15 protein-coding genes are annotated in these 14,087 nt (G+C 42.4%); 8 read left to right on the top strand and 7 right to left on the bottom strand.

Annotated elements, in window-relative coordinates; genetic code table 11:
• Nucleotides 1-366 precede the first annotated feature (366 nt).
• From QZ407_RS13845 to mutY, 3 genes are all read right to left on the bottom strand, one after another.
• Nucleotides 367-1,212 carry an aldo/keto reductase gene (locus tag QZ407_RS13845; protein WP_295772109.1) on the bottom strand — a complete coding sequence of 282 codons (846 nt, stop codon included), beginning with the start codon at nucleotides 1,210-1,212 and terminating at the stop codon, nucleotides 367-369.
• Nucleotides 1,213-1,361: 149 nt separating this feature from the next.
• Entirely contained in the window at nucleotides 1,362-1,784 is a 423-nt protein-coding gene (ssb, locus tag QZ407_RS13840; protein ID WP_295772107.1) for a single-stranded DNA-binding protein, read from the bottom strand.
• Nucleotides 1,785-1,787: 3 nt separating this feature from the next.
• A complete protein-coding gene (gene mutY / locus QZ407_RS13835; protein WP_295772106.1) occupies nucleotides 1,788-2,858 on the bottom strand; it encodes an A/G-specific adenine glycosylase in 1,071 nt (356 codons plus the stop codon).
• A gap of 177 nt (nucleotides 2,859-3,035) precedes the next feature.
• Between mutY and QZ407_RS13830 the strand changes: the two genes are divergently transcribed.
• From QZ407_RS13830 to QZ407_RS13805, 7 genes are all read left to right on the top strand, one after another.
• Complete coding sequence (locus tag QZ407_RS13830; protein ID WP_157540247.1) at nucleotides 3,036-3,338, top strand: HU family DNA-binding protein; 303 nt, start codon at nucleotides 3,036-3,038, stop codon at nucleotides 3,336-3,338.
• A 12-nt stretch (nucleotides 3,339-3,350) separates the two neighbouring features.
• Nucleotides 3,351-4,262 (top strand): tetratricopeptide repeat protein, encoded by a 912-nt coding sequence (locus QZ407_RS13825; protein ID WP_295772102.1) that lies wholly within the window; start codon nucleotides 3,351-3,353, stop codon nucleotides 4,260-4,262.
• A 19-nt stretch (nucleotides 4,263-4,281) separates the two neighbouring features.
• Nucleotides 4,282-4,371 carry a hypothetical protein gene (locus tag QZ407_RS17555; protein WP_008506795.1) on the top strand — a complete coding sequence of 30 codons (90 nt, stop codon included), beginning with the start codon at nucleotides 4,282-4,284 and terminating at the stop codon, nucleotides 4,369-4,371.
• A gap of 124 nt (nucleotides 4,372-4,495) precedes the next feature.
• Nucleotides 4,496-6,046, top strand: coding sequence for an Rne/Rng family ribonuclease (locus QZ407_RS13820; protein ID WP_295772100.1), 1,551 nt, complete (start codon nucleotides 4,496-4,498; stop codon nucleotides 6,044-6,046).
• Between the two features lie 165 nt (nucleotides 6,047-6,211).
• Nucleotides 6,212-7,648 carry a DNA repair protein RadA gene (gene radA, locus QZ407_RS13815; RefSeq protein ID WP_295772098.1) on the top strand — a complete coding sequence of 479 codons (1,437 nt, stop codon included), beginning with the start codon at nucleotides 6,212-6,214 and terminating at the stop codon, nucleotides 7,646-7,648.
• A 151-nt stretch (nucleotides 7,649-7,799) separates the two neighbouring features.
• Nucleotides 7,800-8,795: a zinc-binding dehydrogenase gene (locus QZ407_RS13810; protein WP_295772096.1), complete on the top strand. Its 996-nt coding sequence runs from the start codon at nucleotides 7,800-7,802 to the stop codon at nucleotides 8,793-8,795.
• Between the two features lie 2 nt (nucleotides 8,796-8,797).
• The gene (locus QZ407_RS13805; RefSeq protein WP_295772095.1) at nucleotides 8,798-9,811 is read left to right on the top strand and encodes a ferredoxin--NADP reductase; all 1,014 of its coding nucleotides are present in this window, start codon (nucleotides 8,798-8,800) and stop codon (nucleotides 9,809-9,811) included.
• A gap of 63 nt (nucleotides 9,812-9,874) precedes the next feature.
• On the opposite strand, the gene rsgA is transcribed toward QZ407_RS13805, so the two are convergent.
• Nucleotides 9,875-10,795 (bottom strand): ribosome small subunit-dependent GTPase A, encoded by a 921-nt coding sequence (gene rsgA, locus QZ407_RS13800; protein WP_295772093.1) that lies wholly within the window; start codon nucleotides 10,793-10,795, stop codon nucleotides 9,875-9,877.
• A 131-nt stretch (nucleotides 10,796-10,926) separates the two neighbouring features.
• On the opposite strand from rsgA, the gene QZ407_RS13795 reads away from it, so the two are divergent.
• Nucleotides 10,927-12,252 (top strand): M20/M25/M40 family metallo-hydrolase, encoded by a 1,326-nt coding sequence (locus QZ407_RS13795; protein WP_295772091.1) that lies wholly within the window; start codon nucleotides 10,927-10,929, stop codon nucleotides 12,250-12,252.
• Nucleotides 12,253-12,296: 44 nt separating this feature from the next.
• Here the strand turns inward: QZ407_RS13795 and QZ407_RS13790 are convergent, their stop codons facing one another.
• Genes QZ407_RS13790 through QZ407_RS13780 form a run of 3 tightly spaced genes read right to left on the bottom strand, consistent with a single transcriptional unit; the run spans nucleotide 12,297 to nucleotide 14,086 of the window.
• The gene (locus tag QZ407_RS13790) at nucleotides 12,297-12,731 is read right to left on the bottom strand and encodes a low molecular weight protein-tyrosine-phosphatase (RefSeq protein WP_295772089.1); all 435 of its coding nucleotides are present in this window, start codon (nucleotides 12,729-12,731) and stop codon (nucleotides 12,297-12,299) included.
• Nucleotides 12,732-12,757: 26 nt separating this feature from the next.
• Complete coding sequence (locus QZ407_RS13785; protein WP_157540238.1) at nucleotides 12,758-13,552, bottom strand: S1/P1 nuclease; 795 nt, start codon at nucleotides 13,550-13,552, stop codon at nucleotides 12,758-12,760.
• A 3-nt stretch (nucleotides 13,553-13,555) separates the two neighbouring features.
• Entirely contained in the window at nucleotides 13,556-14,086 is a 531-nt protein-coding gene (locus tag QZ407_RS13780; protein WP_295772085.1) for a fumarate hydratase, read from the bottom strand.
• Between the last annotated feature and the right edge of the window lies 1 nt (nucleotide 14,087).

Raw genomic sequence — 14,087 nt, 5'->3', positions numbered from 1 at the left:
GATACGTTAAAGTGGCAAAGTAGTGCAAATTAATGCGCTAATCAAAAAAATAAAGGGAAGCTTTTTGGTTTAAACGGGCAAAAAAAGAAGCACATGATAAACACTCGCTGCTATCTGTGCTCCTATACCTGTTGTTAACATGCTATTTTTCCTAAAGGGATCTACTACTTCTATTTAGGAACACTATTAACTTAATTACAAAAATGTAGCATGGCGTAGTTGTTTACAATACCTGATTCCGGTGATTTTTAAGCTGTAACCTGATATATTGCTTTATATGAGGCGTTAAGTGAAAAAGTATAGATGTACATAAAAGGCCGTTGCTTAAGCAATGGCCTTTTATAATTAATGAACAGCTTTTAACTATTACTTCGATAAAGCTTCAAACTCATCATCACTCAAAGTAATGTTTGCAGCAGCCAGATTTTCATGCAGGTGGGTTACAGATTTGGTACCCGGTATAAGCAATATATTATCAGAACGCCTTAGCAGCCAAGCCAATGCAATTTGCGCTGTGGTGGCTTCATGTTTTTGAGCAATGTGCTGTATTTTTTCGGCCATTTTATCAGGGCCTGATGCAAGAGGGTACCATGGTATAAACGCCAGGCCTTGCTCGGCGGTGTAATCAAGTACATCTTCCCACTTACGCTCGCCCAGGTTATAAAGGTTTTGTACCGATACAATTGGAAGAAGTTTGCGTACGCGCTCAATTTGCTCCACATCAACTTCCGAAAGGCCAACGTATTTTATTTTACCCGCATCAACAGCTTCCATAACCGGCTTTAAAGTTTCCTCAACATCAACATTAGGGTCAATGCGGTGTAGTTGCCATAGGTCAATTGTATCAACCTTCAAACGTTCAAGGCTGCCTTCAATATTTGACTTTATGTAGTCGGCATTGCCATTTGGAACCCATTGATTAGGCCCCGGGCGGTTAAAGCCACCCTTTGTAGCAATTACCAAACCTTGTTTATAAGGATGCAGGGCATCGGCAATAAGGCTTTCATTAAATTTAGGGCCATAAGCCTCGGCAGTATCAATAAAGTTAACACCGCTTTCTACAGCTGCTTTGAGCACTTCAATAGCGTTATCTCTATCGCTTACCTCTCCAAACACACCGTTGCCGGTAAGTTGCATGGCTCCATAACCCAAACGGTTAATTTCAATATCGCCGCCAAGTTTATAAGTTAATGATTTTTCTGTTTCAGACATTTTGTTTGTGTTTTTTGATAACAACACAAACTGATTTTAAAAGTTCCACAGGCCGCTGGTACAACTTAATTTATGTACTTAAGCTGACAAATGGGTAAAAAAAAAGCCCCTTGCAATACAAGAAGCTTACTTTAACAGTATCGTGCAATTTAAAACGGCAGGTTATCAGCCTCGCTATTATGGTCATAACCGGCATCAGCATCTTCAGTGCGTACAACCTGGCGATTTTCATTGTCAAAGTCGCTTTTACGGCCTAAAAGCGTAAAGTTTTCAGCAACAATTTCTGTGGTATATTTTTTAATGCCTGTTTTGTCTTCAAATGAGCGGGTACGTAGTTTACCTTCAATGTAAACTAACTTGCCCTTTTGTAAATATTTGGCGGCAACGTCGGCCAATCCGCGCCACATAACTATGTTGTGCCACTCGGTTTGTTCAATTTTGCGCCCATCCTTACTAAAGGTCTCCGAAGTAGCCAGCGGAAAGCTTACAACTGATACATTGCCTTCCAGGTAACGTATCTCGGGATCCTTGCCTAAGTGCCCTACCAAAATTACTTTATTTATTCCAGACATGTTTTAGTTAGAAAAAAGAGAATTGTTTTCAAATTTAAAAAAATTAGTTAGAAATTTAAAAATGATTTTGGGAAGTGCGAGTTTATGGAGCTCTTCTATGTCAACATAGAACCAATCAGGTTCAAAATGCACCGGTTTGCCTTTAACTTTAACGAAACGTATAATTAACCTTTGGTGCGTAAGCACGTGTTTTTGCAAGCCAAAAGCCTCTTCAATTTCCAGCGTAGGGCCGAAATATGCCTTTACTTCAGGTAATGTAACAATTTCATTGGTTTCTGTCAAGGTTGAAGTTTCAACTAATGGTAAATCGTAAAGACCTGTCCAAATGTCGTTGCCGGTTCGTTTATTCATTAAAATACGGCTGCTATCTATTATTAAGAAATAGTTAAAAAAGCGCTCCTTTACTTTTACCGTTTTTAGCTTTACAGGCAGTTGAGTGGTTGCGTTGGTTTTAAAAGCTTCGCAGCCCAACCGTACCATACATATGCCACAGGCAGGGTTTTTGGGTTTACACAACACGGCACCAAATTCCATCATAGCCTGATTGTGTATGCCGGGTTGCTCTTTATCAAGTACCTCATCTGCCAGCTGCTGAAAAAGCTTTTTACCTTTTGTGCTGTTTATAGGTTCATCTACACCAAAATAGCGGGCAAGTACACGGTAAACATTTCCGTCAACAACCGCCCTGGCCTCATTTACTGCAAATGATGATATAGCCGCCGCCGTATACTCGCCAATACCTTTAAGTTTGATAAGCTCCTGGTATGATTCAGGAAAGTTTCCCTTATACTCATCACGCACCAGACGTGCGGTTTTAAGCATGTTGCGGCCACGCGAGTAATAGCCAAGTCCCTGCCAAAGCTTTAATATCTCATCTTCACTGGCGTTGGCAAAATCGGTTACTGTTGGGTAGGCTGCTAAAAAGCGGTTAAAGTAGGGTAAACCCTGTTCAACACGGGTTTGCTGAAGTATAACCTCAGACAGCCATATAATATAGGCGTTGGTTGTATGCCGCCACGGTAAATCGCGTTTATTTACATGGTACCATTGTACCAGTTGGTTTGCAAAATTCATGAAATTCAAAATTAAGCATAAGGCAGTTGCAATTGCTATTAGTAGTAGTAGTTTATATAGGTGTTATAACACATTGTAAAAAAAAGCACATTTATTTCAAACTTTCCAATTAAAGCCATACTTTTGCAACCCCAAAACAGTTAAGTATTTACATAAAATTATTAACAGAAAACAGATATGACTAAGGCGGAAATTATAGCTGAAATATCAACTAAGACCGGGATTGAGAAAGTTGATGTTCAGGAAACTGTTGAGGCGTTTTTTAAAGTAGTTAAATCGTCAATGGTAAGTGGCGAAAATGTATATGTTAGAGGCTTCGGCAGCTTTGTTGTTAAAAAGAGAGCTAAGAAAACCGCGCGTAACATTTCAAAAAATACAGCTATCATTATACCTGAGCACTTTGTGCCCAGCTTTAAACCAGCAAAAACATTTGTTGAAAAAGTAAAAACAGGTAACAAAACTAAAACAGCAAAAGCTTAATACATTAAGTATATGAAAGCAAAACAAATAGTTACAATGGTGGCCGTTATTGCGGTTATGGGCTATTTGTATGCGCAGCCCGTAAAAGGGTTAATTAAGCCAAAAGAAGAACGTACCGCACCTGGTAAAGCCGGACAGGATGAGCACGAAGGCCATGATCATGATCATGAAACTGCCGTGGTTGATGTAACTACCGTATCGCAACCTGCCAAAGCTGCTATTGGCGGCGAAGCTTCTGAAAAAATTACTGCAATGGAGGCCGAGCTTGTAAAAGCCTCGGCTCCGGCGCAAAAACAAAAATTACAGTTAGAACTGGCTAAAGCATGGGATGCTGCACATCAGCAAGCTCCTGCTGCTTTCTATTATAAGGCACTTGCCCAAAGCAATAACAGCTTTGAAAACTGGGTAAATGCAGGTAACCGTTTTAACGATGCCTACAAGTTTACACAAGATACTGCAGTACAACCGGCAATGGTTAAAAATGCTATTGAGGCATTTAAAGCAGCAAAAGCAATTAAACCAGCCGACCTCGAAGCACAAACCGGCTTAGGCATAGCTTATGTAAACCAAACCAGCCTGGGTATTACTGATGCAGAAGGCGGAAGCCCGATGCAGGGTATTACCTTGTTGCTTGATGTAGTAGCCAAAGAGCCTGACAACTGGAAAGCTAACCTCAACCTGGGGCAGTTTGCCATGAAATCGGGCCAGTACCAAAAAGCAGTTGACCGTTTTAGCAAAATGGTGGCTATGCCCGAAAGTGCGCAAAGAAGTAAGGTTGAGCCTTACTTTTACCTGGCCGAAAGCTATAAGCAGCTGGGCCGCAAAAAAGAAGCCATTGAGGCTTACCTTAAATGTAAGGAATTAATGGGCGACCCAACCATGGGTCAAACCATTGACAACTATATTAACGAATTAAAAAATTAACCCTTAAAAAATTATTATTATGCCAAGCGGTAAAAAACGTAAAAGACATAAAATGGCTACTCATAAACGTAAAAAACGTTTAAGAAAAAACAGACATAAAAAGAAATAAGCCGTTACTACGGTAGTTTGCCTGCGGCTGCTTAAAGGTAGTGGCAGGCAATTTTTTTATTGAAGTTTTTATCCTCATATTATACGCGGCTTTTTAGCCGCAATTTGAAGAAATGGAGTAGCAGTTGGTAAAAGAATTAATTATCGATTCATCCCCTAACGGGGCAACTATTGCCCTGTTACAGGATAAACAACTCGTTGAACTTCATAAAGAGCAAATAACTAACAATTATACTGTTGGTGACATTTACCTGGGCCGTGTTAAAAAAATTATGCCCGGGCTTAATGCTGCCTTTATTGATGTTGGATACGAGAAGGATGCTTTTTTGCACTACCTGGATTTAGGTCCGCAGGTGCAAAGCCTGCTCAAATTAACCAAACAGGTACGTGGGGGTAGTTACCAAACCAAGTTATTAGATGATTTAAAGCTGGAAACCGATATTAACAAAGCGGGTAAAATATCCGAGGTGTTAACTAAAAACCAGCTTATACCGGTGCAAATTGCTAAAGAGCCTATATCAACAAAAGGCCCGAGGCTGAGTTCCGACCTGTCAATTGCCGGCCGCTATGTAGTGCTGGTGCCGTTTTCTGATGTAATCTCTATCTCAAAAAAGATAAAGAGCAACACAGAGCGTACGCGCCTGCGCAAAATTGTAGAAGGGATAAAACCGGCAAACTTTGGTGTAATTATCCGTACCGTATCAGAGGGTAAGGGTGTAACCGAAATGCAAAAAGACCTGCTTGATTTAATATCAAAGTGGGAATCTTTCATGACGCGTTTACCTGCAACAGAACCTTCAAAAAAGATATTAGGCGAAATAGACCGCACATCAACTTTGTTGCGCGATATATTAAACGCCGATTTTCAGCACATATACGTAAATGAAAACTCAATATTTGAGGAAGTAAAATCGTACGTGCATGAAATATCGCCTGATTTGGAGAGCATCGTTCGCCTGCATAAGCACCGCGACCCTATATTTGAGCATTACGGCATTGAAAAGCAAATTAAATCGGCCTTCGGTAAAACCGTAAATTTGGCCGGTGGAGCTTATCTGGTAATAGAACACACTGAAGCCCTGCACGTTATTGACGTAAATAGCGGTAACCGCACGGCTAACAAAGAAAACCAGGAAGACAATGCCCTGCAGGTAAACAAAGAGGCTGCGCGCGAAATTGCCCGCCAGCTGCGCCTGCGCGATATGGGCGGTATTGTGGTTGTTGATTTTATTGACATGCACAAGCCAACCAACCGCAAGGATTTGTTTGACTACCTGCGCGAGCAAATGTCACATGACAGGGCCAAGCACACTATTTTGCCGCCAAGCAAATTTGGCTTGGTGCAAATTACACGTCAGCGTGTAAGGCCCGAAATGAATATTGTAACCAGCGAGGTTTGCCCTAGCTGTCATGGTACTGGCACCATAAGGCCAACTGTTTTGTTAATGGATGATATTGAAAATAATTTCAATTACATTCTGGTAGAACAGAACGAAAAAGGTATTACGCTTTGTGTACACCCGTACATTGAAGCTTATATTAAAAAGGGCATCGTAAGCCGCCAAATGAAATGGTATTTTAAGTACGGACAATGGATTAAAGTAAAAAGTAACCCTTCTTACCAAATCACGGAGTTCCGCTTTATGAATGCCAAGGATGAGGAAATTAAATTATAAGTCCGAAAGTCGAATGTTCGATTTGGATTTTAGAAAACAAGAAAAGGCTCCATATTGGAGCCTTTTCTTGTTTTAGCTACTATCTTTTAAGCTAATATTATTAGTAAATTTATACCTTTACAATCAAATCGGAAAATGAATATCTGACTTCCGAGATCAAAAAAAATGGCTAAAACCAAATCAGCATATTTCTGCCAAAGCTGTGGCTACGAATCGCCAAAATGGTTGGGTAAATGCCCTGCCTGCCAGCAATGGAATACTTTTGTAGAGGAAATAATTGAAAAACCTAATTCAGCTATTCCTGATTGGAAGGCACCCGGCAGTGGCTCAACCTCTATGCAGCGGGCAAATAAAGCCGTGCCTGTATCAAGCATTACATTTACTGAAGAACACCGCATTTATACTCCAGATAAGGAACTTAACCGGGTTTTGGGTGGAGGCATTGTGCCGGGTTCACTGGTACTCATTGGTGGTGAGCCTGGTATTGGTAAATCCACACTGATGCTACAGTTGGCGTTGAGTATGCCTGCAGCTAAAATACTTTACGTATCGGGCGAGGAGAGCGACCGTCAAATTAAAATGAGGGCGGAACGGATTACCCCTCTGCCACCTGAGGGGAGAGTAAGCGGATACAGCGGCACAGGCTGTTTTGTACTGACCGAGACATCAACCCAGAATATATTTAAGCAAATTGAGCAGCTTCAACCCGATATGGTGATTGTAGACTCGATTCAAACGCTATATTCGGCACATATTGAATCTACACCGGGCAGTGTATCGCAGGTACGAGAGTGTACAGCCGAATTGCTGAGGTTTGCCAAAGAAAGCTCAACCCCTGTTTTTCTGATAGGCCACATTACCAAAGACGGTATGATAGCTGGCCCTAAAATACTGGAACATATGGTTGATACTGTGCTGCAGTTTGAGGGAGACAGGCATCATGTATACCGTATTTTGCGCGCCATTAAAAATCGGTTCGGTTCGGCATCGGAGCTGGGTATTTATGAAATGAAGGGCGCCGGCTTACGCGAGGTATCAAATCCATCAGAAATATTGCTCTCGCAGCGCGATGAAGCTTTAAGCGGTATAACTATTAGTGTAACGCTAGAAGGGTTAAGACCTATGCTTATTGAAACGCAGGCGTTGGTAAGCACTTCGGCTTATGGTACGCCTCAACGTTCGGCTACGGGCTTTGATACGCGCCGTATGAACATGCTGCTGGCTGTGCTCGAAAAGCGTTGCGGTTTCCGCTTGGGTACGCAGGACGTTTTCCTGAATATTACCGGTGGCATTAAGGTAGAAGATCCGGCTATTGATCTGGGTTTGGCTGCGGCCATTATTTCTTCACATGAGGATATGCCTATTTCCTCAAAAACGTGTTTTGCTGCAGAGCTGGGCCTTTCAGGAGAAGTACGTGCCGTAAACCGTGTTGAGCAACGTATTGCCGAAGCACAAAAACTAGGCTTTGAGCAAATATTTATATCAAAATATAATTTACCGTCAGGCAAGGCCGACAAAAACCAGTTGGACTTATCACACTACAAAATTGAAATCAAAGCCGTAAGCCGTATTGAAGAAGTATTTGGGTTACTGTTCGGTTAAAAGGGAACTTTTTAACGTATGGCCCATTTATTGGCAGGCAGCGGTTAATGCCCCAAACTTATAAGCACTTTAAAAGTTAATTTATCAGTCGGCCGTGGCATTGCGCTGTTTATTGATAACAGGCTTTAAAACTTGGCCGTAGTTCGAATTTATGAAAGCAATGGTATTAACGGAGCCTGATGAGCCTCTTGCATATAAAGATGTAGAAAAGCCCGTTTTACAACAAAACGAGGTTTTAGTACAAATAAAAGCGGCGGCACTTAACCGTCGTGATTACTGGATAACCATAGGGAAATATGCAGGCATCAAATACCCAACCATATTAGGGTCAGACGGTGCAGGCGTAGTGGTTGAGGCTATAGACGAAGCCGGCAGGCAATGGCTCAATAAAGAAGTAATTATTAATCCCGGACATAACTGGGGTAACGATGATCAATACCAGGGTGCAGATTTCAAAATACTAGGTTTGCCTGATGATGGAACACTTGCAGAGTATGTAAAGGTAAATGTTGAATATCTTCATCCCAAGCCGGCTCATCTTACCTTCGAACAGGCTGCAGCCATACCTCTAGCAGGTTTAACGGCGTATCGTGCATTGTTCACAAAAGGCGGTATAACAGCCGGTAGCAAAGTGTTGGTTGTTGGAGCGGGGGCTGGTACGGGTACATATGCGGTGCAATTTGCTGTTGCAGCAGGTTGCCAGGTGTTTGTTACCTCGGGCTCGGGCCAAAAAATTGAACGCGCCCGGCAATTAGGTGCAGCTGCGGGTGTAAATTATAAAGCGCAGGACTGGGCCGAAGAATTAAAGCATATGTGCGGCGGTTTCGACGTGGTAATTGACAGTGCCCTGGGCAAAGATTTTGCTAAAATACCCGACCTTTGTAATCCAGGAGCGCGCATTGTGTTTTTTGGTGCAACTGCAGGCTCAATACCTGAGCTTAATCCGCGTACGCTGTTTTCTAAACAAATACAACTATTAGGTACCATGATGGGCTCGCCCGATGATTTTATCAATATGCTCGAATTCATTAACACGCACAAAATTGTTCCGGTAGTTGATGAGCTATTTCCATTAACACAAACGCAGCAGGCAGTAGAGAAAATGGGTAGCTCGTCTCAATTTGGTAAACTGGTAATAACGGTTTAACAATGCAGCTTAAGGTTGAGCATATAAAGCAGGAAACGCCTGATACCCGTACATTTTATTTAAGCGATGTATCGGGCAACAAGGTAATTTACAAGGCGGGCCAGTTTATAACACTGGTTATTAATCATCATGGTGAGGAGATACGGAGATCTTACTCTCTCAGTTCATCGCCTGATGAGGACTTGCTTTCTGTAACCATAAAACGCATTCCAAACGGCGAAGTAACACGCTACTTGCATACTTACAGCAAACCCGGTGATGCTTGGAATGCTGTTGAACCGGCCGGCCGCTTTGTATTGCCCGAAAATTTACAAGGCAAAACACTTTTTTACTTTGCGGCTGGCAGTGGTATTTCTCCTGTTTATGCACACATCAAACACGTTCTGAAGCATCAGCCTTTAACTCGTATTATTCTTGTGTATAGCAATTTAACCCAGCAATCGATCATTTTCAAAAACGAGCTGAATAAGCTAAGTGAACGTTACCCAAGCCAATTAACTATAATTAACCTGGTAAGTGACGAAGGGAAACGACTTAATAATTTGGTAGTTGAAAAACTAGTAAAACAATATCTGGCACAAAACTTTACTGAAGCTGATTATTACCTGTGCGGTCCGTTTGCATACATGCGTATGGTACGCCTTACGCTGCTTTACATGGGCATTGACTCTGGGAAAATTCACAAGGAAAACTATGTGCTTGAAACGGTGCCGGTAATTACATCGGGCGTTGCGTTTGCCCCTCAAAAACTACTGATAAACTTTCAAAACAAGCTGCATGATTTGCAACAGGGCGAAAATCAAACCATACTACAGGCTGCACTGCAAAATAACCTTCATTTGCCATACAGCTGTGGCGCAGGTGTGTGTGCGGCATGTGCTGTAAAATGTACCCGCGGTAAGGTAACTGTTGTTAAAAACGAGGTACTTACAGATGCTGAGCTTAGCCAGGGCTGGGTGCTTACTTGTACTGGTTATGCCGTTACAGATGATGTAGAACTTGACTTTGGGAGCTAAACGTTATAAGACAAAGCTTATCAGACCCAAGCCGATAACTATAAAATTAAGTGCAACGTTAATTTAGCTACGGGTATCGTTACCATGATAAATGCTTAAATAGCTCTCGTATCTTGAAGGTTCAATTTCGCCGTTTTCTAATGCTTCCAAAACTGCACAGCCGGGCTCATTTATGTGGCGGCAATTGTTAAAGCGGCAATCATGCATTCGCTTACGCATTTCAGGGAAAAAGTGACTAAGCTCTTGTTGTTCAATGTCTATGATGCCTAACTCGCGTATACCCGGCGTGTCAATAATGTTGCCACCGCCGGGCAGGTCATACATTTCGGCAAAAGTTGTAGTGTGCATCCCCTTGTCGCTCCAGTCTGATATTTCAGTTGTACGCAGCTGTAAATCAGGAAGTATTGCATTCATTAAACTTGACTTTCCGACACCCGAGTGACCCGAAAATAGAGTGATTTTATCCTTAAGCAGGCCGGTTAAGTTTGGTATATTAGTACCTTCAAGTGCCGAAACCTGGTGGCAGGGATAGCCTAGGTTTTCGTACATTGCTTTATACTCAGACAAAATTTCCAGGCCCTCGTCACTAAACATATCCAGCTTATTAAAAACCAATGATGCTGGTATGTCATATGCTTCTGCAGTCACCAAAAAACGATCAATAAACCCCAGTGATGTACGTGGCGACGCCAGAGTAACCACCAAAAAAGCCTGATCAAGGTTAGCCGCAATTATTTGTGCCTGCTTGCTAAGGTTTATTGATTTGCGTATAATGTAATTCCTGCGATCATAAAGTTTGGTAATAACGCCCTGATCCTGATCAGGTTCAAGGTCAAAGTCAACCTTGTCACCAACTGCAACCGGGTTAGTGGTTGTAAGCCCTTTAATACGGAATTTTCCTTTTATACGGCAGTCATAGCGTTTGCCATCAGCCGTTTGCACCTGGTACCAGCTGCCTGTTGATTTGGTTACAATTCCGTGCATAAATAAAAATTCAAAGTTAACAGTTTACCGGCCTGTTGGCGGTAAAAACATAACAATGTTATTATAAACCTGCTTTTTGATTTTATAATTTATACTTTTCAATACAGTAACAGTACGCAACCGCCACAAGCATGAAGAAACACTTACTTAAAACCATTTTTTTACTGGCTGCAACATTCAGCAGTAAAGCCTTATTTGCACAAGAAGACGTAACGCAAAAGCCCAGGGTGGCCGTTGCAAATAAAACGTACACCAGGCAAATTAACGATATAGCGGGTAAGCCGCTAGTGAAAAAGGCTTTTCAAACCATAGTTGACTTGCAACCCGAAACGCTTAAAGATCATATATTGCTTACAGAAGTACCTGCACCTCCATTTAAAGAAACGGAACGTGCAAAGAAGTATGCCGAACTGTTAAAAATTGCAGGAGCCGACTCGGTTTGGATTGATAACGTTGGAAATGTGATAGCCAAACGAAAGGGTAAAACCGGTAAAAAGGTAGTTGTACTGGAAGGCCACCTCGACACTGTTTTCCCTGAAGGTACAGATGTTAAGGTAAAACATAAGGCTGATACGCTATATGCTCCCGGCATTGCTGATGATACGCGCGCATTAGCCGTAGTACTAACGGTACTTAAAGCCATGGAGAAAAACAGCTTAGAAACTGAGGCTGATGTACTGTTTATAGGTGCTGTTGGTGAGGAAGGACCGGGTGATTTACGCGGGGTGAAAAATCTGTTTAGTGACAAAGGCCCCGGCAAAATTGATACCTATATTGCAGTAGATGGTACAGGTATGGATGGCATTGTTCATCGTGGGTTAGGATCGCACCGTTACCGCATTACTTATAAAGGGCCGGGTGGACACTCATCAGGTGCCTTTGGCATGGCAAATCCACATAATGCGCTGGCCCGGGCAATTCATTACTGGATAACTGATGCTGATAAACTGGTTAGGCAACCTGGAGCCCGCTTAACTTATAACGTTGGCGTAATTGGGGGCGGTACATCGGTTAACTCAATTCCGTTTGAATCATGGATGGATGTTGACATGCGCTCAGAGGACCCGGCAAGGGTTGCGGCAATTGATAAGCTTTTACAAGCCGCTGTAAAAAGAGCCTTAAATGAAGAAAATGCAATGAAGATGCGTGGTGCAGACCTCACATTAGACATAAAAATGACCGGAGACCGGCCATCCGGCGTTGAGGATGCAACAATTCCCTTTGTGCAGCGTGCAATTGCAGCAACCAGCTACTTTGGAACATTGCCCATGTTGGCGGTAAGTTCAACTAATGCCAACATACCAATATCACAAGGTATTCCCGCAGTAACCATTGGTAGTGGAGGTAAATCGGGCGGAGCGCACGCCTTGGGCGAATGGTTTTTAGATGATAAAGGATACCAGGCAACACAACGTGCCTTGCTGTTACTACTTGCCGAAGCAGGATTAGCTAAATAACATTTCAACAAAAACGCCGGCTATTATTTAACCGGCGTTTTTTGTTAATTATACTCTTCAATTATTTTTTTACAACCATCCTCTACCAGCTTGTAAACAGGGTCAAAGGAGTTGTCATCGTAATATGGGTCGGGCACCTCCTGCTTGTTTAATAACAGGCGCACCTTTGCCTTGTCTCTGTCATTACGCGCAAGGCTTAAAATATCGCGTAAATTGTTTTTATCCATAGCAAGCAACAGGTCGAAGTTGTCAAAATCGCTCACACTGAATTGACGGCAAACCTGTTTGCTTATATCCACCCCGTAACTTTTTGCAACACTTACAGACCGGTAATCGGGGCATTGCCCAACATGCCAGCCACCGGTACCTGCCGAGTCAACCGTCCAATCAAGCCCTCGTTGCTGTACAAGATGCTGCATAATGCCCTCTGCCAACGGCGAGCGGCAAATGTTGCCAAGGCATATCATCAATATCTTCATGCTTTTAGGTACCGGTTGCGCAAATATTAAGCAAATATCTGATTCAGCAAACCGGCTAAGTGTACACCGCCTTTAAGCAGTTGCTGGTTCAGTATGCCTACAAACTGAAAGTTATACTTGTAGCCTATCTTTTCATCACGCTGGGTACCGGCATATATTTTCTCGGCAATTTCCTTGCTGTCAAATAACCATTTGCTTATAGGCTCTTTTTGCCACTCGGTACGTTGCGCAACTGTAGTAAAGTTAATGGCCGATGCATATTCGGTATAACTCAGGTTTTGAAATTCAATTAATTTACTGTCCCAAACCGAGTGCAGGTTTGATGGCTCGTTAAACCATTGCACTTTATAATCATTACCCCCTTTATCATCGGTGTGAGCGGTATGCATAGGTTGATGCACATCTTCAACCACATGAATCAGCATACGCAGGTAAAGTAGTTTCTTCTCTTGCGGAAGCGATTTTTTCTTAAGTTCACCTATCATAAACTGCATTTTGGTATAAGCATCAACGCTGGTGTCCTGCTTTAAAAAAGATTGCAGTTCGGGGTAGTTAAACGGTTTATCAAAATCAATATAATGCCATGATGATAGGTAACTGTAAGATGGGTCTGACTTTATAAAATCGGCCCAGGTACTGGTCATGGCAATACTCTCGTTACCTAAAATAGCTTTTACCGCGGCACGGGCCTTGGGAGTTAAATAGCTCGAAGCTATTTGGCCAACTATACGGTGCCCCTTATCGCCCCAGGCCATGCTTTGCAGTGGAGCATAAATAATGGCAGCTCCAATCAATAGTTTCTTTAACAAATTAGTTTTCATGTTTTATAGTGGTTTGGGAACACAGTTTGTGCGTTTAACCAAGTGCAAAGTTACAGGCAAAACGCTTGATGTTGGCGTAAGCCTGAGTAACGTATCTGCTACGTTTTCAACTTTAAAATAAACCTCGTAAACTCCTGATCTGAAGCACCCGCCCGGATTTTTAAGACTATAGTTTGGATTACAAAAAAAGCCTCTCATCCAAACCGTATCTTTTGTTTGCTGATAACGACCCTTTACATACTCTGTCCATTGGCCTTTGTTCATGCAGGTGTCGGTACCGTAGTTAACGCGGCTATGGGTTTGCATGGCCACAAAAAACGAATCGCAGGTAAACTTAAAGTTATATAAAGTATAAGTTACTAATTGATTGTTCAGGGCTTCGGGTACTTGTTTCCATTCCCCCTGCATGGCATCGCTGCCACGGCCCTGCATGTTTGCGTTAGGCGCGCAAGATGTAAATGCTATAAGCCAGCAGCTAAAAGCTACGAGTAAGAGTACGGGCGAATAAGGAAGGATAAAGAGCTTTTTTAGCATA

Source organism: uncultured Mucilaginibacter sp. (assembly GCF_913773635.1).
Classification (GTDB): Bacteria; Bacteroidota; Bacteroidia; order Sphingobacteriales; family Sphingobacteriaceae; genus Mucilaginibacter.
The sequence above is the reverse complement of the archived record's forward strand: the minus strand, read 5'-3'. Positions and strand labels throughout refer to the sequence as shown.

Bases quoted from the DNA above. Each gene is read 5' to 3' on its own strand.
- QZ407_RS13830 (WP_157540247.1), top strand. From the start codon at position 3,036: ATGACTAAGGCGGAAATTATAGCTGAAATATCAACTAAGACCGGGATT.
- QZ407_RS13845 (WP_295772109.1), bottom strand. From the start codon at position 1,212: ATGTCTGAAACAGAAAAATCATTAACTTATAAACTTGGCGGCGATATT.
- QZ407_RS13805 (WP_295772095.1), top strand. From the start codon at position 8,798: ATGCAGCTTAAGGTTGAGCATATAAAGCAGGAAACGCCTGATACCCGT.
- rsgA (WP_295772093.1), bottom strand. From the start codon at position 10,795: ATGCACGGAATTGTAACCAAATCAACAGGCAGCTGGTACCAGGTGCAA.
- QZ407_RS13810 (WP_295772096.1), top strand. From the start codon at position 7,800: ATGAAAGCAATGGTATTAACGGAGCCTGATGAGCCTCTTGCATATAAA.
- radA (WP_295772098.1), top strand. From the start codon at position 6,212: ATGGCTAAAACCAAATCAGCATATTTCTGCCAAAGCTGTGGCTACGAA.
- QZ407_RS13825 (WP_295772102.1), top strand. From the start codon at position 3,351: ATGAAAGCAAAACAAATAGTTACAATGGTGGCCGTTATTGCGGTTATG.
- QZ407_RS13795 (WP_295772091.1), top strand. From the start codon at position 10,927: ATGAAGAAACACTTACTTAAAACCATTTTTTTACTGGCTGCAACATTC.
- QZ407_RS13780 (WP_295772085.1), bottom strand. From the start codon at position 14,086: ATGCTAAAAAAGCTCTTTATCCTTCCTTATTCGCCCGTACTCTTACTC.
- QZ407_RS13790 (WP_295772089.1), bottom strand. From the start codon at position 12,731: ATGAAGATATTGATGATATGCCTTGGCAACATTTGCCGCTCGCCGTTG.
- QZ407_RS17555 (WP_008506795.1), top strand. From the start codon at position 4,282: ATGCCAAGCGGTAAAAAACGTAAAAGACATAAAATGGCTACTCATAAA.
- mutY (WP_295772106.1), bottom strand. From the start codon at position 2,858: ATGAATTTTGCAAACCAACTGGTACAATGGTACCATGTAAATAAACGC.
- ssb (WP_295772107.1), bottom strand. From the start codon at position 1,784: ATGTCTGGAATAAATAAAGTAATTTTGGTAGGGCACTTAGGCAAGGAT.
- QZ407_RS13785 (WP_157540238.1), bottom strand. From the start codon at position 13,552: ATGAAAACTAATTTGTTAAAGAAACTATTGATTGGAGCTGCCATTATT.